This window comes from Paraburkholderia sprentiae WSM5005, from assembly GCF_001865575.2.
In the GTDB taxonomy this organism is placed as follows: Bacteria; Pseudomonadota; Gammaproteobacteria; order Burkholderiales; family Burkholderiaceae; genus Paraburkholderia; species Paraburkholderia sprentiae.
Genome location: NZ_CP017561.2, coordinates 1,363,991 through 1,385,744, shown reverse-complemented (window position 1 = coordinate 1,385,744; position 21,754 = coordinate 1,363,991). Strand labels below are relative to the sequence as shown.

Sequence of the window (21,754 nt, the reverse complement as noted above, 5' to 3'; positions counted from 1 at the left end):
GAAGGAGTGAGCCGGCGAGATTTACCGTAAAGCCGAATTCGCGGTCGGGCAGTATTTTCTGCGGCCACTTCGCGACAAGCCAGTTTCGACGCTCGCGACATCGGAGGTCAAACCGGTGCTAGAAGGAATAGCGATTCATGCGCCCAACCTGGCAACCAAGGCACGGCAATATGTAGGCGGTATCGTCACCTACGCGATCTACCATGACCTGAGGGAAGACGGCGTTCCCTTGTCGCTACGCGGCGTCATCCCGCGACACAAGAAAGGACACATCCCCGGCGACCACGAAGCCCGCCGAGATTGTCCCGCTAGTCCAAGCCATCAATGCATATCAGTCGCCAATCACGAGGGCCGGTCTGAAGCTGACCATGTTCACTGGCTTACGCCCCGGGGTAGTGGCCACTGCACCTTGGGACGAGATCGATCTTGACGCGGGCGAGTGGCATGTCCCAGCCAGCCGAATGACGATGCGCCACGACCATATCGTGCCGTTACCTCGACAAGCGGTGGCGTTACTTAGGAACTTGCGGCCGCTGACGGGCCGCGGACATGATGTGTTTGCGTCGCCCGCCCGTCAGAAGACGCCGCATTTGCACCAAGACGCGTTAAGCAAGGCTCTACGCGACATGAGATTTCAAGGAATGCATGCCGCAGATGGGATTCCCGCGGCATGCTACGAACGGTTGGCAGGGAGCGGCTCGGCATCGACATCGATGTTCTCGAAGCGCAACTCGCTCACGCGAAACGAGGTGACGTACAGAAGGCCTCCGACAGAACAACGTTCGACGACGACCGTCTCCTACTCACGTACGCCAGGTCCGACAATGCATATGTTTGCGGCCCAACATCCGACACGTGCCGTGCACGACCTATAAAAGGACGCCGCGCCGATCATTCGATTTGTCGCACCGTCGCGACGAAGCCCATGCATCGTTGGCCAATACAATGGCCCCCGCCAACGCCGCACCATGCGCAAATGCTGAAGTCTGAATCTCGGGCGAATATGGCACGGCGGTGCGCAATCGCGTGCCGATGTGCACGGCGACTCTTGCTACACGCGACATTCCGCCGCCCAGTACGATCCGCGACGGATCGAGCAGAAGCACCATATTTGCGACATGGGTGCCCAGACATTCAAGCGCGTCGGCGAGGAGCGCCTCGACTGTCGGATCGGACAAACTGAGGTCGAATGCTTCGCGCGCAGTGATCGGGCGGCCAAGTAACGCACTTGCCCGATCGCTGATCGCACGCCCCGATACAAATTCCTCGAGCGGTGCGCGGCCGTGCGCAAAACCGGCTTCTCCGGGTACACCGCATAGCTGATAACCGATTTCTCCTGACGCGCCATGTGCGCCGCGCAGCACCTTTCCGTGAATAACGACGGCGGCGGCCAGTCCGGTTCCCAAATTCAAATACAGCCCACAGTCAACACCGACGAGTGCACCGAGCCGCGCCTCGGCTAAGGCTGCGGCCTTTACATCGGTTTCGACCGCGATGCATTCGACCTCAAACCCTTCCCGCAGCATGTCCGCAAGCGCAAGCGTATCCCATCCGGGGTTATTCGGAGCAAGGCAGATACCGTCCGCTTCGACGATGCCTGGCGTTACCGCGGCCACTGCGCGCAGCGGCACGCCGAGATTTGTGTCGATCCGCAAGATCAGTGTCCGCGCAGCCTCAAACATGCGTCGCATAACCGACTGGGCGCCGTCTTGGGCGAACGTCGGGATTTCGGCTTCGTAGAGACGTTGTCCTGATAAGGTGGTCGTCGCCATCGCAATCTTCGTTCCACCGAAATCGATTGCGAGGATGAATCCTTCTTCAATTTCGATGGGACGGTTCTTCACGGTCTTAAGGTTCATGAGATTTCACGTATCGGATGTGATCGTTCATTTCTGGCATATTGCAGCGAACGATAGATGACTCGCGCTACGAATCGAGCTACTGCTAAAGGTCCTGGACGTATCCGGCAACACGCACCCGAGGCTAAGCATTAGCCGGGGCCTCAACGAGACCAACCGTCGTCAGCGTCGATGTCGCCGCAGTCTTGGAGCGCATGAACAGCCATACTTTCATGGCATCCGTGCCTTCAGCTTTCATGCATCGGACCTCGCGCACAATTGCACCGGATGCCCATGCTTCAGTGCGGCTTCGCGCGCAGCTGAACCTGATTTCGCATCCGTGAGTTTCAGTGACTTTCTTAAGATGGCGTGGCACGTCGGGATTGCGTCCGCGCGCGTCGGCAAGAGCAGCCGCCATCACGTAAAAGGACAGGAGCGCGGCGATCGGATCGAGCGACGCGTGAGCGGCGATCGGATCGAGCGACGCGTGAGCGGCGGTCCGAGCTTCCACGAGCGACGGTCAGCGCGACAAGGCGCGGCTGCTGCGCGAGCATCGCCGCGAGTGCCTCGACGCCGGAAGTGTCCGAGTGTTGCGCGGCGACTATTTCAGCGGACGCCAGCGCCTCTTTAAGCATATTCGACAATTACATCTCCTTCGGCGTAAATCGCGGCCAACGCGGTTCACAATCGAAAACGACGATGGTGGGCCGCGCACCGCGCGCGAGACACGCCTGCTGTGTTCGATGCCGACGGCCCACCTGCTGCCAGGCATTTCCGACATGCTGGCTTCCGAGACGGTATTCGCTGCCACACATGCCGGTGCCTCGCGTATTGCCCGTCCCATATGCAGACCCGGCAATGTGCGCGATGTAGAGCTAATCACGCCCCGATGAACGTCCGGATAGATGAAGCCATGCGGGACGTACGGCGCGTCGTCCTTTCGACTGTAGGAGCTTCGAGCAGCAACTTCGACAGGCTCCAACACCGCAAACCCTATCTCCTGGTTGTATTTTCTATAACGCTTGGGAAACCGGCTCTCCTCACCGCAACCAGGCACGCTCCGAACTGGGCACCTCAATTAGAATTTGTGTCGGCCTGCCAAATGCGCTCGACCGCGTGCTCTCCGTTCAATGTCGACATATAGTCCTCGAGAACCCCAAACCCGTCAGGGAAGATGTCTACAAGCTGAGAGCTATAGCATTCGATGGCGCGCCTTTTGCGCTCAAAATCAATCTCCACGAGCCTGGAGGACCGGATACCCCATGCGCTCCTGTCTTTGGCTGCCTGGACATTGTCGGGGTTAATCATCGGATACTTGCCCGTCGCATACGGAATTTCTTCATACAGGGCGACGTCGTATTCGGCGCCGTGCGAAATTTCCCTGAACACTTCGGACGTAATGAAGTGATCGACATGCCGGCCGATTCCCATTGGAGAAAGCACGAGCGTTGGGTTGATTGTGTCCAAGCATCCGATGATCAATTCTTTAAGAGGTCCGTATATCGTTTCCGCGGAGGCAGGAGCCGCCGAATAAACGGATGCCTCGGAAGGATAAAGGCTCTTACCGTTTTCGGTCTGCCTGTAGATGCAATCAAGCAGGTTACCGTGAATATAATTGGCACCGACGACTTCTAACGCAGCAATATCTTCAATTCTGCGGGTTGCATACGGATGCTCGCCGAGGTTCCAGAGCTTATGCATCTTCTTTACTATCTTTGATCTCAGAGCACTGTCATCTCCTTCTGCCGTGAAAACGGTCAACGCTGTAACCACGGCGCCAGCGTCTGTCCAGGATGCAATGCTGCCCCCAAGACTAAGAATCGCGTCGTCCAGGTGAGGGGATAGAACCAAAATCCGATCGTTACGGCCAATAGCTCGCGTCATTCCTGTTTTAGAAAAAATAACCGCACCTTTCCGGATAAGCCAATGCGCTCATCCAAGAACGTCCGATGCGTTTCACGTCTCAGCGTCTTTCCAACGCAATTAACCGATCCTTAAACCGGTCACCGTATCGAACAGATGAACATGCGCCCCCGGTATCCGCAGCGCAACGGTCCGACCAGGAGCAACGTCGACCCGGTGACGGGTCGTCACACACCACGTGCTCCCACCTACCGTGCCGTACAAATGAGTCTCCGCACCAGTCGGCTCCATCATGTCGACTTTCATCGACAATCTCTGATCTTCCAACCTCGCGTCGACATGCTCTGGCCTAACACCGAGCGTGACCTTGCTGCCAATCCTCGTAGAAGCTACATCCTGCGGCACTCCGATAACGTTGTCATCAGCCAACTTCACTCCTACACCGTCGGGTGACGCAACCATAATTCCTTCTGCGAAGTTCATTGCCGGCGAGCCAAGAAAGCTGGCAACAAACAGATTTGCAGGCTGGTCGTAGAGGTCCAATGGACGACCGAATTGCTCGACCCGACCCGCGTTCATTACCACAATCCGGTCGGCCATTGTCATCGCTTCAATCTGATCGTGGGTAACATACACGACCGTACTTTTGAGACGATGATGCAGCGACTTGATCTCTGCGCGCATCTGGACCCGCAATTTTGCATCAAGGTTCGAGAGGGGCTCGTCAAAAAGGAAGAGCGACGGATCTCGAACAACCGCACGGCCCATTGCAACGCGCTGGCGCTGGCCACCGGAAAGCGCGCGCGGCAACCGGTCGAGATAACCGCTTAGATTGAGCATTTTCGCCGCAGCTTCGATGCGAGGTTTGAAGCTGCCTGGTTGCTCCCTTCGAACTCGCGGGCCGAACGCAATGTTTTCGTACACGCTTAGATTTGGGTACAACGCGTAACTTTGAAACACCATCGAGATGTTTCGCTTCTGGGGAGAAAAGTCATTGGCGCGGGTGCCACCAATCATCAGGTCACCATCGCTGATATCTTCCAATCCTGCGATCATTCGCATCAAAGTGGACTTTCCACATCCAGACGGGCCCACAAGCACAATGAACTCTCCATCGTCGATGTTCAGATTGATCCCGTGAACTACCTGCGTGGTGCCATAGCGCTTCTGAATACCATGCAATTGCACTGCTGCCATGATTTCCCTTTCTTCGATTACAGCATGTTTTGTTTGCATCTCTTCCACAGGTCGGTTGCGTAAGCAGGGCCGCGCTGCCGACAACTTGCTTCGCTCCGATCACCGGAGCCGCCGGAAACGCTGGCGGGGAACATGGCAAAGGTAGCTAGCTGCCGTGTCGCGGTTCTCCATGCATTCGCAGTCGGCCTTAGGTCTGACGCTACTTCACAGCGCCCAATGCGAGACCCCTGACAAGATAGCGCTGTAACCAAGCGAAAATGACAGAAACTGGCAACGTGGCGCACAATGTCGCCGCCATGACAAGCTGCCATTCCACAACGTATTTACCGGCAACCATATCGGTGACTTGAACGGTCAGTGTCTTGTTTTCGGCTGACCTAATTAGCGTATAGACGACCGCGAACTCATTCCAGGCGTTAATGAATGTGAAGATGGCCGTGACAACGACGGCGGGCACTGCCAGCGGCAAAAAGACCTTAAAAACCGCCTTGGTTCGACTACAGCCTTCGAGCCACGCCGACTCTTCCAGATCGCGGGGTATCGTCTCAAAGTATGACGAAAGCATCCAGATAGCGAACCCAACATTGAATGCCGCATAGGAGATCACGACTGCGGACTTCGAATCAACAAGATTGCCGCTTCCATATGGAATCATTGCAGCAAGTCGAAACAAACCAACCACCAACAAGATGGGCGAGATCATCTGTGTAACTAGCAGAAATTTCCGATACACGTCCTTACCCCCGAACCGGAAGTGGACCAAAGCGTATGCTGCGGGCAGAGCGACGAACAACGAAAGGGCCATAGACAGCAAACTGATCATCATGCTATTGCGCAGTGCCACCCCGAAGTTTGCCCGGTTCCACATATCGGCGAAGTTGCTCCATTGCCACTGAACCGGCAACCAATGGGCAGGATAGACGAACACCTCATTCGCCGGCTTGAGCGCCGTGAACAGCATGATCGCAAACGGGAATAGCACTCCCGCGATCAACGGGAACAACGCAATCCAGGACCATAGCGAACGCCTTATTACACTGTTCATATTGACTCCGCTTCCTTCGACGACTGCAGACGTAGATACAGCATTGCAAACAGAAACAGTATTACCAGCATGATGAGAGAAACCGCTGCCGCCTGACCTGGACGGCCCAGGCGGAACCCAAGTTCGTATAAATATGTAACGAGAATGTGCGTGCCTTTGTCCGGCCCTCCTTGCGTCATGATCCAGATAATCGGAAATGAGTTGAACACGTAGATCACATTCAGCAAAATCGCCATGTTGATGAAAGGCTTCATCAGAGGCAGCGTCAATCGTCGGAATTGCTGCCAGATGCTCGCGCCGTCAATCCGCGCAGCCTCATAGATGTCGCCCGGAACTGATGACAAGCCTCCGAGCAGAATAGTCACGGTAAATGGAATGGACGCCCAGATTCCAATGCAGATCTCCACCGGGAAAGCAAGCCCTGCGGATGCTAGCCAATGGATTGGCCCTGCAATTAAACCAAGTCGATGCAGCGTGACATTAACCATGCCATAATCATCGTTAAACGCCCAACGCCAAACAACGGCGGTCATGGTCAAAGATATGGACCAAGGCAACATAACGATGGTGCGAGCGAGGCCGCGTCCGTAGAAATCTTGATTAAGAATCAGCGCGACCGGCACTGAAATAAAGATTGTTCCGCCCACGACGCCAGCGGTCCAGTAGACGGTACGTTCCAGTGCGTCAACAAATTCCCGGTCTGCCAGGACTTGTGAAAAGTTGCCGAGCCCAACGAAGCCCCGTATCGCGCCAAATCGCGAGATATCGTGCAACGATTGATACATGAGATTGAAGACCGGATAACCAATAATTGCTACCGTCAAAATCAGACTCGGCGCTATTAGTAACCATGCCGCAGAAAAGCGCGGGAAGACAAAACGGCTCACGCGGAATCGGTTGTATATAGCTGAACACATTCGAACTTCCTTTCATGGGACGAGTTCGCGGCAGGCTCGCGAACCTTGGCTTATGTTCAGTGCGTGCGTGCTGACCGACGTCGGACAGCACGCGTGGCCTTCTTGATACCAGACGCTCAGTGCAAACTATTTGCCCAATGCCTGGTTTGCTTTTGCAGCTGCCACGTTCAAAGCCATAGCCGGTTGTGCCCGGCCTAGATAGATTGCCTGCATTGCATCTGAAACCGCCTTCGCGGTGTCTTCCCAACCGGTTACGGTCGGTGCGAAGTGTGCGTTTGGTAACAACGCGCTGAACGACTTCGTAATGGGATCGTTGAGCGCGGGATCCGCCGCTTCAGCCTTCGTGGTCGGCAGGAAACCTTCTGTCCTGGTGAACTCCACGCGCGGGTCCTTTGAAAAAAGAAAGTCGAGAAATTTCCAAGCAGTCTTTTTTACCTTGGAGTTCTTAAACATCATGATCGAATCAGTTGTTGCATAGGTAGCGTGGGTGGTCCCCGTCGGAATCGGATTGATACCAAACTTCAGATTGGGCGCTTCCTTTGCGATCTGCTTTGCGAGGAAGGGCAACGAGATCACCATCGCCACCCGCCCCTGCTTGAAAAGGTTCTGCACGTCTTCCCGGTTGTAACCTGTTACGCCCGATTCTGTTAAACCTTCGTCGATCATTGACCTATACAGCGTCGCGGCTTGCACACCGGCAGCCGAATTAAAGGCAGCCTTACCATCTTTGCCCACAACGTCGCCTCCAAAACTCCAGAGGGCGTAGTAAAAGTAGACGTCTGTTTCGATTTCCTTGCCTTGCAGACCGAAGCCGGCCACGCCCAGCGCTTTCAGCTTCTTCGATGCGTTGATCACGTCGCTCCAGGTCTTTGGTCCGTTGGGATATCCGACTTTCGTCATGAAATCCTTGTTGTAATACAATGCACGCGCCGCAGCTGCGTTCGGCAGTCCGTAGACCTTACCGTTGATTTGACCTGGGACCAACATCTGTCCAATAAATCGGTCCTTAAAGCTTGCGTCCATGTAGCCGTCAAGCGGCTCGGCCACATCGTCTTTCACGAAGTCCAGCAACCAGCGAGTACCGATAATTGCGAGGTCTGCGTTGGCATTTCCCATGATGTCCGTTTGTAACTTTTGCTGCAGCGAATCCCAGTTCACACTTTCGACTTTAATCGTTGTTCCAGGATTAGCCTTTTCGAACTCCTGCGCCATCTTTTGGAAATATGGGCCAGTCGAATCGCTGTAGTGTGAAACGGTGATTCGGACCGTGTCGGCGCGCGCAGACAGAGCTGCACCAGCAAATACGATAGCTACGCCAATCTTCCTGAATGTAAAGGACGCGCGCGAACACAAACTCATCGCCTTCTCCTCCTGGATCTACCTGGTTAAATTAGCGAGCCTGCCTTACAACTCGAAATGCGAATCGTCGAGCAGCATGTCTTCGAAGAAAGCACCGAAGCGACGATCTTTGTCACAGATATGGATCTCCAGAACCCAGAGTTCTTTCGACGGGTGGAAGTCGATGGCTGATAACGGGGTGTTCGAAATGACCTTGTGTGGAAAATCGGCGATTCGGTGACCGGGCAAGTCCATATTCAATTCCCAGCCTCGTCGCGCCGCGCAACTCTTTGCGAAGTCATAAAGTTCCTTACCCGACGCGTGAGTACTTAACCAGTGGCGCCGTACATCATGGAACACGTTTTTCACGTCTGCGGCACAACGTGCCATGTCGGCATTCAAACCGGTGACGAATGTGTCCCCGCCATCGCCTTCCCAGTGCTTCCAGCAGGGCCCGATATCAACAAGGAAGATATCGTCTTCACCAAGTACCATCTTTGGGTTGAGAGGAGCAGTGGTCATGGTCACGGTATTTTCCCCGAACCGAATACAGACGTCGTGCCAGCCTCGGAGCAAACCTAGATCGCTCAAGATGTCTTTCGCCATCTCGGTCGTCTCTTCCTCAATCATTCCAGGCTTTATCGCTGAGGCGATCGCTCTGACAGCTTCACGGGTTTTTTCGCGCACCACCATCATCTGGTCTGCATCATAATTTTTCCCAACTGCTTCAAGCGGATTTTCGTGGTGATTCACGGCGCTTTACTCCGAAGTAACAATTTGATCGAACATTCCGCAAGGAATCGTGATGTGCATGCCCTCGTGTTCAGGAGCCACGTTCAGTTGGCACGACAAGCGGTCGAACGGACCACTGTCAGGTAATGCGCGAAGCAAACGCCTCTCAGATTTCGTTATTTCGGGCAACCTTGATATCGCGGAACCCTCGATCGTTACCCGACAGGTGCCGCACGATTGATTGCCACCGCAGATCGCATGGATGATGTTTTTGGACACCAGGGATAGCATCAGCGACGCTCCCACTGGGCAACGAACAGAACGGACAGATTGATCTGGCATGGAGACGACGACTGCGACGCTTGAAACTGAGTACGGGTTCAGACTAGCGGCACGAGGGAACATTGAGGGTTCGAAAGCGTCAAAAAAATATCTGTCAGCAAGCAGATGATTACGGGACACGAGAAGATCACGGGCGCTACGAATCATTGCTGGAGCACCGCATGCAAAGACGTAGGCATTCCGCAAATCGGGGTGAGCTGAAGCCGCGACATCTTGAACGAACCCTTTCGATCCGGTCCAACGCTCGTTTTCGGATCGCACCACGGGAATGAAGTGAAAATATGGAAAAGCTTGCTCAAGTGATTGCAGTTCGTCTGCCACATAGAAGTCGTCAGGAGTTTCCGCACCCCAGTACAGCCAGACATCATTTCGGGCGGCATCAGGTAAGTGCCTTTCGACCATGGCTTTGAGAGGCGCGATTCCCGTCCCGGTCGCGAGAAGAATCACTGTAGCGGCCTCAGTGTCAGGGACACTCCAGACGCAATTTCCGTAGGGTCCGGAAAAGGTCAATGAGCTTCCGGCGCCAATTTGCTCGCGCAGCATACGCGAGAACAAGCCGTCTTTATGCAAACGGATATGCAGGTCAATAGCGCCATCGGGATGACAGCGCGAAGCCATTGAGTACGAGCGCCGCTCCGCCGTGCCAGGAACAGAGATACTTAGGTACTGGCCCTCGGTATAGGCGAATGGTGCGTCCACGGGACGCAATCGGAGTATTACAACCGACTCTCCACGACGTTCGAGGCTCTCCACCTGCGCCTGCACTTCGCCTGCCGATACTGACGAACTCATGGTTTTTCCTGATTTGTTTGAAAGGTTCCCACTTACCCTAGAGATAAACTACTGACGCTCTGACTGCGTGAAGCGCCTCGTATTGCAACGCCTATTTCGACGATTTAAGGCTACGTTTCCGTCGCTTTTCTTCCCAGGGAACAGCCTGCCAACGCGACGCAGTCGAACTTCGCTTCAAGTCACCCGGTATGCGCCGCTCGAAAAAAACCGGAGCCCAAATCCCTGCCCACCGTCAACATCCTGGCTAATAAAAGCTCGTGACGTGGGGCACTTTGTAGTTGGAGGATTGCTTCAGTAGTCAGTGAGTCAACGGCTTCAGGCAATGCGATGTTCTGCATGCCAGACCAATGAAGCGGAGCTCGCCCCGATTCACAGAATGTTGCCGTATTCGGAACTTTGAAAAGGGATATGGCCGACAACCACGTCGTTGCGTTGAACACTTTGCCTGGCGCCACGCAGCGACTATACAAATCGTTCTGACTAAACTGAAGGACCAGATAACGCGGCGAAAGTTAGACCACTATGCATCGAGGAAAGACCGCTTTATCGCTCGAGCCTCTGCTCGGCGTTGCCTTGCGCGCGATTATGAACGACTACCCGAAACCGGCACCGGTCTTCATTTTGTGATCCTCGCCATGCTTATGTTCGTTCACGCCGTACCTTTATTTCAAGATTCCTGGCACGCTCTAACCCTTCTAGTCAAAAGTGCCCAAGCGCGTCGAGTTTCTAACCTACGCCACGCGGCACGAAATGTCCCACCCGTTGTAACGTTCACAGCCGGGCGGGCTTCGTTCACGGCATCGATGTACGCAACGAATACCGAAAATCACCTTGAACGCCTAACAAGTTCATCGGATCAGGCAGATCGCCGTTGAGCATCACCGGCGACGCACTGATTCCGCAATTGCCTACACTCACCGTCGTCACGCCTTGCGGGATCTTCGGTAGCATCTGTGGCAAGCGGATGACGTTGGTATCGTCGTGCGTATGAGCATCGATAAAACCCGGCGCTAGCACTCGTCCTTCAGCCTCGACCACATAAATAACAACTCATCAGATCCAGGGCTACTGGAAACGCGTAACAAGCGGCAACTTTCGGTTGGACAATCGCTTCAGTAATCAGTGGAGTCAAAATGCTTCGGGCTACACGACTCCCGCGTGAAAAGTCGGTGTCGCGGCGTTCGGCCCGACTCGCAGCATAATGCCGGCTTCCGACCTGTCGTCATGGGTTGATGCAGACAGCACGTTGTTGCAGTAGACGCCGTGACTGATCCCATGTGACGACTATACAAATCGTTCGGTGTAAACTAAAGGACCAGATAACGCAGCGGAAGTTAGACCACTATGGCCCGAGGAAAGACCGCTTTATCGCCCGATCTTCCCTTTCCGCCAACGCTTCCCCAAGCTGGGAATCGCTCAAAGCGCGACTGCATAGCGAACACGATCCGCAACGCGATCTCGACAGGGCTGCTTTCCGCGCAGGGCCGCCTTCCCTCGTCGCGCACGTTAGCCGACCGATGGCATGTATCACGTGGAACGGTAGAGGCGGCGTTTGATCGACTGTGTTCGGAGGGATATATCACTCGAACACCAGGATCGGGGACCCGCGTGAGCGCGGCCGTCCCGGACAGCTTTCTGCCATCCTTAACGGCGGATCTGCACAAGCCTAACGATCGACTTGCAGCCGACGTGTTGGACAGGGGCATGTTGTTAACGTCTGCGGAGGCTCCGGTCCAGGCGGGTATCCCGTTCATCGCTCGTCTCGCAGCGCCGGACCTATTGCGGGCGTCGCATTGGCATAAGCACGCGGCGGAAGCAGCGAAAGACAGCGGGACGATAGATGCAGATTTCATGCCGACCCGAGGCTTGTACCCGTTGCGTCAGCAGGTTGCCGCTTACCTTGGTGTTTTCCGCGGGCTGTTATGCCGCCCAGAGGATATCTTCATTACATCAGGAATCAGGCACGCGATTGACGCGGTGGCGCGAGTGCTGTTGGAGCCGTCCAGTAAGGTAGCGATCGAAGATCCTGGCTACCCCGGAGCAAGTCAGATATTTGAGCTAGCCGGCGCTGACATGGTCGATATCGCGGTCGACGAGTACGGGATGAAAGTCGCCGATCTAGAAAAGCATCCCGACATTTCGCTTGTCTACACCACGCCCGCACATCAGTCGCCGCTCGGCGTGACTATGTCAGTTGACCGTCGAGAGAGCCTCTTGAAGTGGTCTCACCAAAATCAGGGGTGGATTATCGAGGACGACTACGATGGAGAGTTTAGTTTTCAGTCTGCGCCGCTTCCCGCACTCAAGTCGCAGGATCAGCACCAACGGGTCATCTATTGCAGCTCGTTCAACAAAACTGTCGCGGCAAATCTGCGCGTCGGGTTTATGGTAGTGCCACCAGCCCTTCAGAATAGAATGCTTGCATTGTCGGAGATGATCGGGTCACCCGTCAGTGGAACGACCCAGCTTGCCTTGGCTGCTTTCATGGCGAGTGGCGATTTTTCGAGTCATCTGCGGCGGTGTCGACAGGCTTATCAGCAACGCCGTGACGTCCTGATTCGTGAGCTTGAGCGTCACGCTTCCGGAAAATACAACGTAACTGGCGGCCATGCAGGGTTTCACTTCATTCTTTGGCTAAAGCCGGGGACGGACGAGCAAGACATCGTCAATCAAGCGGCAACTGTCGGAATTGCATTGCAATCGCTTGGATCGCTCTGTCGCAGAGCGTCTTTTGGGCCGGCCTTTATCATGGGGTACTCCGCCTTAAGCTTGTCGCAAGCCAGGTTTTCAGGCCGAAAACTGGGGTTGATTCTAGGAGCATCCTCTTAGGCGACTTCGTTCGCGGCAAGTTTTGACAGCAATGCTGCTCATGTCACCCTCCCCCGGCGTCAGAATCGTTGTCGTGTTATCTGATTCTTATAGACATGGTCCGGGGGCGGTAAAATCAGGGTGACTGAAAAGCCTACTCAGCAGAGAGAAAAGAAGCATTAGTGCGCCGCATGATGCCGCCGGACAATGCGCTGGTTTCGGCGCTGGCCATAAAAACGGGGATTACAGAACAGACGTTGTACACGTGGCGCCGACAGCAAAGGTCTTTATCCCGAACAGATTGCGGCGTGGCGGGCTGCTTGCCAGGCGGCCAACGCGAATGCTGCCAAGCAGGCGCGCGAGCAGCGTCATCAGTCGAAAGTTGACAAGAAGCGCATCCAGCAGCTTGAGGAGCAATTGCAGCAGCAGCAGAAGGGCGCTGGCGGAAGCGGCTGCGCTGGTGATACTAAGAAAAAAACTCCAGGCGATCTGGGGATGTCCGCGCCGAATCTGGTGAGGGCTATTGCATATGGCTCGTTACTACATGGCCGCGCGGCCCTTTCCTACCCCAGGTCCAAAAACTCTCTGTACGGCTTCAATTCTCGAATTTACGTCGAGCTTTTCGAAGACGTTTTTCAAATGCCACTTGACCGTCTCGGGTGCCAGTTTCAACGACCGGCCGATTTCCTTGTTCGAAAGACCGCGGGCAACCCACTCGAGTACCTCGAACTCCCTTGCACTAAGAACATCCGGTGACAGCGGCGCGGCCTCAACATGCGCGGGCGACGCAGCCGGTGAATTGCCGAAGGCATCAAAAGCTGCAAGCAGCCCGTCGATATACGCCGTTTCTGCCGTAGGAACGTTCGCTGAAGCCAAGCGAAATTGCTGTAGCAACGCGCGCACGGGTGGCCCCTCATCCACGAAGCTGTTAATCATGCCGCTCTGCATTCCGAGCCGTAGCGCTCGTTCGAGCGCACCAAGCGCCTTTTCCGACGCTCCACATTGCGCGAGCGCGCATGAGAACAGCAAGGTAACCACAGCCTCCGAACAGCGCCTGCCCGTAGCAGCCAGGGTATCAAGCAAAGGTGTGAGAAGCGTGACGGCTTCATCTGCACGATCCCCGGCGATCAGTACGCGAGCCTGCAGGAGACAATAGCTTGTCCACGTGTCTACCGCGCATCCAGTCCGCCCTTCGCACATCATTGGCACGCTCTTGCTCAGCTCGTCGGCGATCTGCCTGGCTTGAGCAACGTTGCCTTCTACAAGGAGCAATCTTACCGTTTCGGCATCCAGCGCCAACTTCAGACGCAGCCAGTGTCGGGTTACGGCGGCCTGTCGACCGTCTTCGAGCATAGCCAACGCCGAACCCACCTCCCCGTCGCGCCACAGCAAGCGTGCTGCAGACAGTATATGGCGCATCAAACCAGTTAGCGGCGAGGTTTCCAGTGCGATGATCGTGCGGCCCGCGATCATCCTCCGCGCTTCAGGCAGTTCGTTGCACTCATAGTAGATCGCAGCAAGGCAACTGGCCGCCCAGGTTGCGCAGGACGACGAGCGGCCCCATGCTTTTTCGATGTCGTGGAACATCGCCTCAAAAATTCGCCTTGATTCAGACAGCTCGCCATGCACAAATGCAGCAACACCGAACGACGAGCGCCGAAACATATCCGAATAGTCGGGCTCCTGGCCCTGTTCAACTCGCTCGCCGACGGCGTCGCGTATTTCACGTATCTGGTCGAACCCGCCCCTGTGCATCAAGCCGAAGAGCTGCGCGAATTGCGCGCATCGCTGCACCCAAGGCGCCGTAGGCGCCATTGAGGTTTGAGCAGCAAGGCCCAGTTCGAGCGCCCGCTCGCTGTCCTCTACCATAATGGCGATCTGTGCGCTGACCGCGTTGATCTCCGCCAATGCCGCTTCCTCTACCATGCGGGTATCCTTGCGACGCCCCCGAAAGAATTCGTTGGTAACAGCAGCAACTTCCCTCGAGGCGGCGTCCGGCTGAATCGAGAACACGAGCGCCCATGCTTTCGTCAGGCGCAAACGAAGCCGTCTCTGGATGACATCCGGTGGCAGTTTTCCGATCCATCCTAGCAACGTGTTCAACTCACCGCGCTCGAGCATCTCCGTCGCACAGTTTTCAACCCACTGTGCCGCCTGCTCGAGTTCGCCCGCAGCCAAGGCATGTCTGACTGCCTCGGGCCAAAGACGTGCTCCTGCAAACCATTGGGACGCACGACGGTGCAGCAACGGGACCTGTTGCGGCATCTGGCGAAGAAGGCGCCGACGAAGTGCGTCGGACAGGAGCGCATGATAGCGGTACCAGTGCCGTGTTTCGTCCAGCGGCCGGATGAACACGCTGTGTCGCTCCAGCCAGTCGAGCTGGCCCCCGCTTCCACTTCCCCTGCCCATGATGGCATCGCACAACTCAGGGGCGAGTCGTTCAAGAATCGACGTGTGCAGCAGAAACTTGAGCACAGGGAGCGGCAGATGTGCGAGCACGGAATCGTTCAGGTACGAATCGATTCCGGAGCTGACTCCGACCAGCGCACCGGCGACCTTGGCCGCATCGCCCACATCGCGTAGCGAAAGAGCGGCAAGTTGCAAGCCAGCGACCCATCCCTCCGTTGCGTCGTTCAGCAACTCAACACTGGTCCGGTCAAGCGGCACGGTGCCTGTCCGGTCAAAAAATGCTTGCGCATCGGCGATCGAAAAACGGAGATCGTCGACGTCAATACGTACGAGTTCCTCTGGCGCTCGAAACTGGCCAACCATCAAGGCCGGCTCACCTCGCACCCCGAGCAGGATATGCATGTTCTCGGGGGCATAGCGAAGCAGACGGGAAGTAATCGCAAGAACTGGTTTCGCAGTCAGACGGTCGGCGTCATCCAGCACGAGGAAAACGCGCCTGCCGGATGCAGCGATCCCGTTCAGGAGTAGTGAAATGACCGTTCTGTTAGGAGTCAGCGGATCTTTATTAAGGATGTGTTGCGCTTGCGAGGCAATTTCCGCCGAGGCCCTGGCGAATGCGGCCACCAGGTAAGCGCAGAACTGCTGCGGATCATCGTCTTCAGCGTCGAGGCTGAGCCATGCAACAACATGCTTTCGCTGCGACAGCGCTTCACACCAACCAGCAAGCAATGTCGTCTTGCCGAACCCCGCCGGGGCGGTCACGACGGTGATGCTACGAGCCGGCTGTTTATGCAACCACTTAAGCAACACGGATCGTTGCACGCAGCCAGACGGAAGACGGGGCGGGAGCATCTTGGTCTGAATCAGCGACACGCTCCATGGGCGATCGGTACTGTCTGACGACGCATCCATGTTTGTCCTCTACTGGCGCCCCAATGCAGAAATAATAGCGCGAAATTTTACCAGCGCTATTGCTGCGACCCATGGCACAGCGTTCCGTCCAGGTCACTCAGCAGACTGACATCAGACCCGCGAGCCCGCCGCACCGACGGTCCGCGCTTCAAATGCCTGGATTGCCGCTAGTGATGCATTCGAGCCATGCCACAAGGGGCATGTTGTCGAGTCGTACGCGCGACATACCCCACGTGTGCTGCGAAGAGAAAATAGCGCCGCATGTGTCACCATTTTTGAACCGACCCCCGAAACGTTGGACATGTTGCTGGTGTCGATCAGCACCAGCTAGTTCGGCACGCGGACATTGAACGGCTTTCCGGGTTTCCAAGCCCAGGTTGCAATTACCTTCGCGCCTGCAGCGCCCGGCAGTAGTAACGTGGACAACATCAGCCGGCATCCGGTAACGCTCGCCTGCATGAACGACTTGGGCAACACTGATTTATTCGGCTCGGCGGTCATCGCACCGGCCACCGAGGACGATCTGGCGGTCGAGGACGTGCCAGACGCGACCACGTTGTAGAAGTTCCGCCGCCTGCTGGTCGAGCATGACTTGACGCGCAAGCTGTTCGACGAGATCGGCGTTTCGCTGTGCGAACGCAGCTTGCTGATGAAGGAAGGCACGTTGGTCGATTCGACGATTATCGAGGCGCCGCCGTCGACCAGGAACGCCGGGAACAGCCGCGATCCCGAGATGCATCAAACGAAGAAGGGCAACGAATGGCATTTTGGCATGAAGGCGCATATCGGCGTCGATGCCGACTCGGGTCTGGTGCATAGCCTGTGGGTACACCGGCCAACGTATCGGACGGATCGCAAGCCCATGCTTCGTTGCACGGGCATGAGCAGGAAGCGTTCGGCGATGCCGGCTACACGGGCGTTGAAAACCGCGACGAGATGCACGGCAATCCGGTGCAGTGGCGTGTGGCTGTCAAGCACGGAAAAATCAAGGCAATGCGTGACGGTGCGCTGAAGGATCTGCCGATCCAGGTCTAGCGAACCAAGGCGCAGACTCGCGCACGGGTCGAGCATCCGTTTCATGTCGTCAAGAATCTGTTCCGCCATCGCAAGAAGTGCCCGCGCACAAGATCGGCCGCGCGCCCTGCCGGCCGCAAGGCCCCGAGGAGGGTTCGCCTCGGGACTTTTGTAGCTGAGCTTATGCGCTGCTCGCGGCCGGCACCAGTGTTTTCGGCGCACGAATTACGGATACGCCTATGAGCCCGATAAAAAGCCAAGCCGCGATCACCAAAAAGTAGGTGTTCGACTCTGCGCTGAGCCCCATGGAAAAGACACCCGTGAACGAACTCGTAATCGCACCAAGTCGTCCGAGTCCTGACGCAGCACCGATGCCGCTGCCCCGAATAGCCGAAGGATAAACAAAAGCCGTGAGCGTATAGAAGCCGTTATGCATCGCCGCCAGCAGCAATCCCAAGGCCATGAAAATAATAGTCAGCACGACGCTGTGATCGGGATCGATCGAACACACTGAGAGCACTATGGCGATAATCAAAGCGGCAGCAGCAATTCCCAATAGGGGCTTACGTACGCCATATCGCTGGAAAAGAATGCCGCTGATCAGCCCGCCGACGATCGATCCGCTATGGAAAAGGCTCATCACGAAGCCAGTGCGTGCATGAGTGAAGCCCCGAGCCGACAGAAGTGACGGCAGCCAGCTGAACAGGGTATAACTTGCCAGCAGGCAGCAGAAAAAGCCAACCCATACGCCGATGGTTATCGTTCGATACTCGCTATTCAGGAGTGTCGAGATCTTTCGCTCCTCGCGCGGCGGAATGACGTCGTAGAAAACAATATTCGGATCAACATTCGTTTTCAGGCGACGCATGACGCGACCCAACTCGTCTTTCCGCTCGGGGCGCAACGCCAGATAAAAAGGGCTTTCCGGAATAGCGATTGCGAAGAACACCGCCGATGCAAGAGCCAGCAAACCAGCACCCACGAAAAGGCCGCGCCAGCCAAATGTCGGCACGATGACTGTACTCAATAGCCCCGAAATAACGCCGCCCGCAGGAATAAACAACATCCCTGCTGCGATAGCGATAGCGCGCCGATTACGGGGACTGGTCTCTGCAAGCAACGCCGTGCAGATAGGCAATGCACCGCCCAATCCGAGTCCATCAAAGAATCTCACCGCCGCCAAGGACGCAACACTATTCGTTGACGCAGATAGCAACGTTGCTATACCAAAGAGGGTAATCGCGGCGATAAGGCTTTTTCGTCGTCCGATACGATCCGCAACTATACCGCCGCCCATGGCGCCGAATGCAATACCCAACAAGCCAATCGCAGCGATAGGCGCAGTCGCCGCCCGTTGAACATGCCATTCAGCAACGATTGAAGGGATAGCAAGACCAAGTACCTGATTCGCGCACCCATCGATAATGAAGGCGAGCGCCATCATGACTATCATCATTTTCTGAGCCGTAGTCCAAGGTGTTTCGTCTATGTACTGCGTCAAATTAACTGACCTTGTTGCGCTCGCATCTTCCAACGCTGATCTCCTTTCGTTATTCCGTCCGACGATCCAGTGTCGCCACGGATCTTTTAATCCCGTTGCAATGTATTCTTTTTTGGATAACTTATTGCATTAGTGCTTACGAGTAAGGGCTAACACGCTTAATGGTTAACACCGATAGCGGTTTCCGGCCGCTCCGCATACTGTTTAGAATATTATTTAGAATTACGGAACTTCAATTTCATGGCATCAGATGCTCCTGCCGATACCTTCGATCTGCAACTTGAACCAGACTATTGCTGCGGGGGTGGACATTGCGGTCCGCTTCCCGGGTACCGATTCACTTGCCCTCGCTGCGAAAAATATTCGGGTTGCCGCCTAGGCGATTATCTCGAGATCGGACAAGCCCTAACCTGCTATTTTTGCGAATGCCGGATGCGTGCAACCAAGCAGTTGGGCGAGTTTGAATATCGATTCACTTTCGATGACTCATCAAAAACAACAGGATTGGAAGATGGAAACGCTAAGTTGTGAAGTGCTTGTTATCGGCGGTGGTTCCGCAGCTTGCCGTGCAGCAATCGAAGCGAAGAAGGCAGGCGCCCGCGTCCTGCTAGTCGATAAGGGGAGAATCAGTGAAAGCGGCTCAAGCCCGAGCGCTCTTGTTGGCTTCAGCGTTCCCCTCCTGGACCCGGAGGACACCGACGCCCTCTTTATCGGAGACTGGCTCAAAGCCGCAGGCGGCATTTGCGATCTTGATCTGGTGGCCGCCTGCGCCCGTTATGGCCGACAGATTGCGGAAGACATGGAAAAGTTGGGCGTGCCGTTCATCACCAACCCCGACGGGAGTTGGTTCATATCGAAACGTGCTGGTCACTCGGTACGTCGCACGCTCCAAGCCCGTGGCCTGGGCCCCGGCGTACATGCCAACGTTATGCTGCCCGTACGCGAGGCAGTCATCAAGTCCAACGTGGATTTGCTTGAAGGTGTGATGGTCACACGTCTACTGTCGAATCAGGGACGCGTCAACGGTGCTTACGCCGTCACCGCTGACGGTGAACCCATCATCATCAAGGCGAAGGCAGTTGTGCTCGCGGCTGGTGGTGCAAATCGCCTTTATTCTGTGCTCTGCGACGAGGTTAAAGACGAACGTAGCCGCACTACTGGCGATGGTTGGCGACTGGCATTCGAGGCCGGGGCTACGATCGTTGATGTCGAATTCACACAGTTCCGTGATTCACCGCCTGCCGGTCCCATTTTTGGTGCCAAGTATGTGAATGCGCTGGGCGAGCGCATCATGGAACGTTATGATCCGGTCAATCTGGAATGTGCACCCCGCTACATGATGGCGCGTGCGGTGTATCAAGAAAATTTCGAAGGGCGCGGCCCCGTCGTCTGGCATGTCGAGGACGGGCAAGTTGCTCGCTCCCGTGCACCTGTCGGCCATCAGTATCAAGGCGGTCAGACCGTGCCCATTACGCTAATGTTCCAACGATCCACGGGCGGTGCCTGGATCGATTCCAACGCGGCTACAACCGTTGAAGCTCTCTTCGCAGCCGGCGAGTCTTCCGGCGGGGTTTTGGGCGGCGACCGTATGCAAGGCTGTGGTTTCCTGGAAACGCAAACGTTCGGCCTGGTTGCCGGTCAAAATGCTGCGAGATTCGCAAGCGATCACGAGGCGCTGGAAATCGACGAAACGCAGGTGCTGGCGGAACAGGCACGACTGTCAGGTGAAGGTACGCAGGATCCGGCGGAAATCATCTCACGCGTGCAGTCGGTGATGTGGGAACAGGCGGGCGTCGTGTCGAACAATGACCGTCTCACCGATGCTATCGCGAAGATCGGTGCCCTACGCAGTTCAGCAGAAAACCTGATCAGCAAACAAAGCCTGTTCGCCGCTGAGGAGGCGGCGAATCTGACGTTGGCCGCCGAACTCGTGGCTCGCGCCAAACTCGCGCGGGAGGAAACGCGCAGTGGCCACGGGCGCACAGACTTTCCCGAAACAGACGATCGGTGGGTCCAGCACGTCTGCCTATCCCGCGACAGCACCGGCAATATTAGTGTTTCCAAGCAACCGGTACGTTCCGCGACACCCTAAAGTATCGCGGCGATAGAAAAAGCCCCGTCATTGAACTGAAACCCCAGAGTCGGTCCCGATCGGCTCCGTGGGTCTTTTTGATGGCGAATCACGACGAAAAGCTCAAACTCAACGTAAGCGTCCGGTGCAGGCCGTTCTTGACACCGGTGAGTGCATGAGGATTCTCAGGGGTGGTCGTTCTTGATGTGATCGGCAGCGACCCACGGAAGCAGACGCGATTGACCGGATGATCGGCGACACAAGCAATGACGTAGCGCCGATACGCTTCGGGATCGAGGCCGTTCAGCTTTGCCGTGGCGACCAGCGTGTAGGTTGCGGCACCCGTTTCGCCGCCATTGTCCGAGCCGAAAGGCAGGAAGTTTTTCCTTCCCTGCTCTACCGCTCTCAGGACGCGTTCAGCAGCATGGTTGTCGATCTCGACGGTCCCGTCGTCGACGTGCGTTGTGAGCGCAGGCCAGTGGTTGAGCGCGTAGTTGATGGCTTTGTCGGTATCGCCTTTCTGCGACACATGACTCAATGTCGAGCGCAGCCAGGTCTCGAGGGCGTCGAGTAGCGGACGCGCCTATTCCTGCCAGACACGTCTTCACACCTCCGTGGCTTGCCGCGAATCGCGGACTCAATTGCATACAGCTCGCCGATCCGGTGTAGCGCTTCGGAATTGACCTCGTTTCCGCGTGCGACGAACAGATCATGGAATTTGCGGCGTGCGTGCGCCATGCATCCAGCCTCTCTCATGCGGCAGTCATCGTAGATCGCGTTGTACCCGGCGAACGAGTCCGCCTGAAGCGTTCAGTTGAACTCTTTCAGGAGATCCTTCGCACCAGCAACGGATTGTTTCGTACGTGACCACGACACCGCGCTCGAGCAACAACTCCTTGATGTCGCGCAGGCTCAAGCACTCGCACCCGCTGCGCGGAACCACTGGATCGGCTGGGTCAGGCAGGATGCGGACAA

Annotated in this window: 15 protein-coding genes and 8 pseudogenes; 8 read left to right on the top strand and 15 right to left on the bottom strand. The window is 56.1% G+C overall.

Features of this window, described 5'->3' with window-relative positions; translation table 11 throughout:
* Positions 1-19: 19 nt before the first annotated feature.
* On the top strand, positions 20-430 hold the full coding sequence (locus BJG93_RS36390) for a phage integrase central domain-containing protein (RefSeq protein WP_407675296.1): 411 nt from the start codon (positions 20-22) through the stop codon (positions 428-430).
* Positions 321-875 (top strand): tyrosine-type recombinase/integrase, encoded by a 555-nt coding sequence (locus BJG93_RS06320; RefSeq protein ID WP_407675295.1) that lies wholly within the window; start codon positions 321-323, stop codon positions 873-875. The genes BJG93_RS36390 and BJG93_RS06320 overlap by 110 nt, the downstream gene beginning before the upstream one ends.
* Here the strand turns inward: BJG93_RS06320 and BJG93_RS06315 are convergent.
* The 9 genes and pseudogenes from BJG93_RS06315 to BJG93_RS06275 all read right to left on the bottom strand — a co-directional run bounded on the left by BJG93_RS06315 (position 870) and on the right by BJG93_RS06275 (position 10,064).
* Complete coding sequence (locus BJG93_RS06315) at positions 870-1,859, bottom strand: ROK family protein (protein WP_051374381.1); 990 nt, start codon at positions 1,857-1,859, stop codon at positions 870-872. The genes BJG93_RS06320 and BJG93_RS06315 overlap by 6 nt on opposite strands.
* Positions 1,860-2,178: 319 nt before the next feature.
* Positions 2,179-2,307: pseudogene (locus BJG93_RS36385) on the bottom strand (SIS domain-containing protein); the annotation flags it as partial.
* A 605-nt stretch (positions 2,308-2,912) separates the two neighbouring features.
* Positions 2,913-3,722, bottom strand: a complete 810-nt coding sequence (locus BJG93_RS06305; protein WP_027197471.1) for a PIG-L deacetylase family protein — start codon at positions 3,720-3,722, stop codon at positions 2,913-2,915.
* Positions 3,723-3,821: 99 nt separating this feature from the next.
* The gene (locus tag BJG93_RS06300) at positions 3,822-4,898 is read right to left on the bottom strand and encodes an ABC transporter ATP-binding protein (protein WP_027197470.1); all 1,077 of its coding nucleotides are present in this window, start codon (positions 4,896-4,898) and stop codon (positions 3,822-3,824) included.
* A gap of 199 nt (positions 4,899-5,097) precedes the next feature.
* Positions 5,098-5,943 (bottom strand): carbohydrate ABC transporter permease, encoded by an 846-nt coding sequence (locus tag BJG93_RS06295; RefSeq protein ID WP_027197469.1) that lies wholly within the window; start codon positions 5,941-5,943, stop codon positions 5,098-5,100.
* Entirely contained in the window at positions 5,940-6,860 is a 921-nt protein-coding gene (locus BJG93_RS06290; protein WP_082194627.1) for a carbohydrate ABC transporter permease, read from the bottom strand. The genes BJG93_RS06295 and BJG93_RS06290 overlap by 4 nt, the downstream gene beginning before the upstream one ends.
* A 126-nt stretch (positions 6,861-6,986) precedes the next feature.
* Entirely contained in the window at positions 6,987-8,219 is a 1,233-nt protein-coding gene (locus tag BJG93_RS06285) for an ABC transporter substrate-binding protein (protein WP_027197467.1), read from the bottom strand.
* A 45-nt stretch (positions 8,220-8,264) separates the two neighbouring features.
* The gene (locus tag BJG93_RS06280; RefSeq protein WP_027197466.1) at positions 8,265-8,951 is read right to left on the bottom strand and encodes a M24 family metallopeptidase; all 687 of its coding nucleotides are present in this window, start codon (positions 8,949-8,951) and stop codon (positions 8,265-8,267) included.
* 6 nt (positions 8,952-8,957) lie between these two features.
* Complete coding sequence (locus BJG93_RS06275; protein ID WP_082194626.1) at positions 8,958-10,064, bottom strand: FAD-binding oxidoreductase; 1,107 nt, start codon at positions 10,062-10,064, stop codon at positions 8,958-8,960.
* Between the two features lie 566 nt (positions 10,065-10,630).
* Between BJG93_RS06275 and BJG93_RS06270 the strand changes: the two are divergent.
* Positions 10,631-10,741 (top strand): annotated as a pseudogene (locus tag BJG93_RS06270) (IS5/IS1182 family transposase); the annotation flags it as partial.
* An 89-nt stretch (positions 10,742-10,830) separates the two neighbouring features.
* Here the strand turns inward: BJG93_RS06270 and BJG93_RS06265 are convergent.
* Positions 10,831-11,102, bottom strand: a pseudogene (locus BJG93_RS06265) (amidohydrolase family protein); the annotation flags it as partial.
* Positions 11,103-11,408: 306 nt separating this feature from the next.
* On the opposite strand from BJG93_RS06265, the gene pdxR reads away from it, so the two are divergent.
* Both pdxR and BJG93_RS36040 read left to right on the top strand, forming a co-directional pair.
* Entirely contained in the window at positions 11,409-12,893 is a 1,485-nt protein-coding gene (gene pdxR / locus BJG93_RS06260) for a MocR-like pyridoxine biosynthesis transcription factor PdxR (protein WP_027197464.1), read from the top strand.
* Between the two features lie 170 nt (positions 12,894-13,063).
* Positions 13,064-13,388 (top strand): annotated as a pseudogene (locus BJG93_RS36040) (hypothetical protein); the annotation flags it as partial.
* A gap of 24 nt (positions 13,389-13,412) precedes the next feature.
* Here the strand turns inward: BJG93_RS36040 and BJG93_RS06255 are convergent.
* Positions 13,413-16,193, bottom strand: a complete 2,781-nt coding sequence (locus BJG93_RS06255) for a LuxR C-terminal-related transcriptional regulator (RefSeq protein WP_027197463.1) — start codon at positions 16,191-16,193, stop codon at positions 13,413-13,415.
* Positions 16,194-16,713: 520 nt separating this feature from the next.
* Between BJG93_RS06255 and BJG93_RS36380 the strand changes: the two are divergent.
* Positions 16,714-17,025 (top strand): annotated as a pseudogene (locus BJG93_RS36380) (transposase); the annotation flags it as partial.
* A gap of 54 nt (positions 17,026-17,079) precedes the next feature.
* A pseudogene (locus tag BJG93_RS36375) lies at positions 17,080-17,303 on the top strand (IS5/IS1182 family transposase); the annotation flags it as partial.
* 85 nt (positions 17,304-17,388) lie between these two features.
* On the opposite strand, the gene BJG93_RS06245 reads toward BJG93_RS36375, so the two are convergent.
* Positions 17,389-18,741 carry an MFS transporter gene (locus BJG93_RS06245; RefSeq protein WP_154671819.1) on the bottom strand — a complete coding sequence of 451 codons (1,353 nt, stop codon included), beginning with the start codon at positions 18,739-18,741 and terminating at the stop codon, positions 17,389-17,391.
* A gap of 427 nt (positions 18,742-19,168) precedes the next feature.
* Between BJG93_RS06245 and BJG93_RS06240 the strand changes: the two genes are divergently transcribed.
* Positions 19,169-20,800, top strand: a complete 1,632-nt coding sequence (locus BJG93_RS06240) for an FAD-dependent oxidoreductase (protein ID WP_154671818.1) — start codon at positions 19,169-19,171, stop codon at positions 20,798-20,800.
* 88 nt (positions 20,801-20,888) lie between these two features.
* On the opposite strand, the gene BJG93_RS36370 is transcribed toward BJG93_RS06240, so the two are convergent.
* The 3 genes and pseudogenes from BJG93_RS36370 to BJG93_RS06225 all read right to left on the bottom strand — a co-directional run.
* Positions 20,889-21,086, bottom strand: coding sequence for a transposase domain-containing protein (locus BJG93_RS36370; RefSeq protein WP_231337462.1), 198 nt, complete (start codon positions 21,084-21,086; stop codon positions 20,889-20,891).
* A 99-nt stretch (positions 21,087-21,185) separates the two neighbouring features.
* Positions 21,186-21,535: pseudogene (locus tag BJG93_RS36365) on the bottom strand (IS66 family transposase); the annotation flags it as partial.
* A gap of 79 nt (positions 21,536-21,614) precedes the next feature.
* Positions 21,615-21,695: pseudogene (locus tag BJG93_RS06225) on the bottom strand (IS6 family transposase); the annotation flags it as partial.
* Positions 21,696-21,754 lie beyond the last annotated feature (59 nt).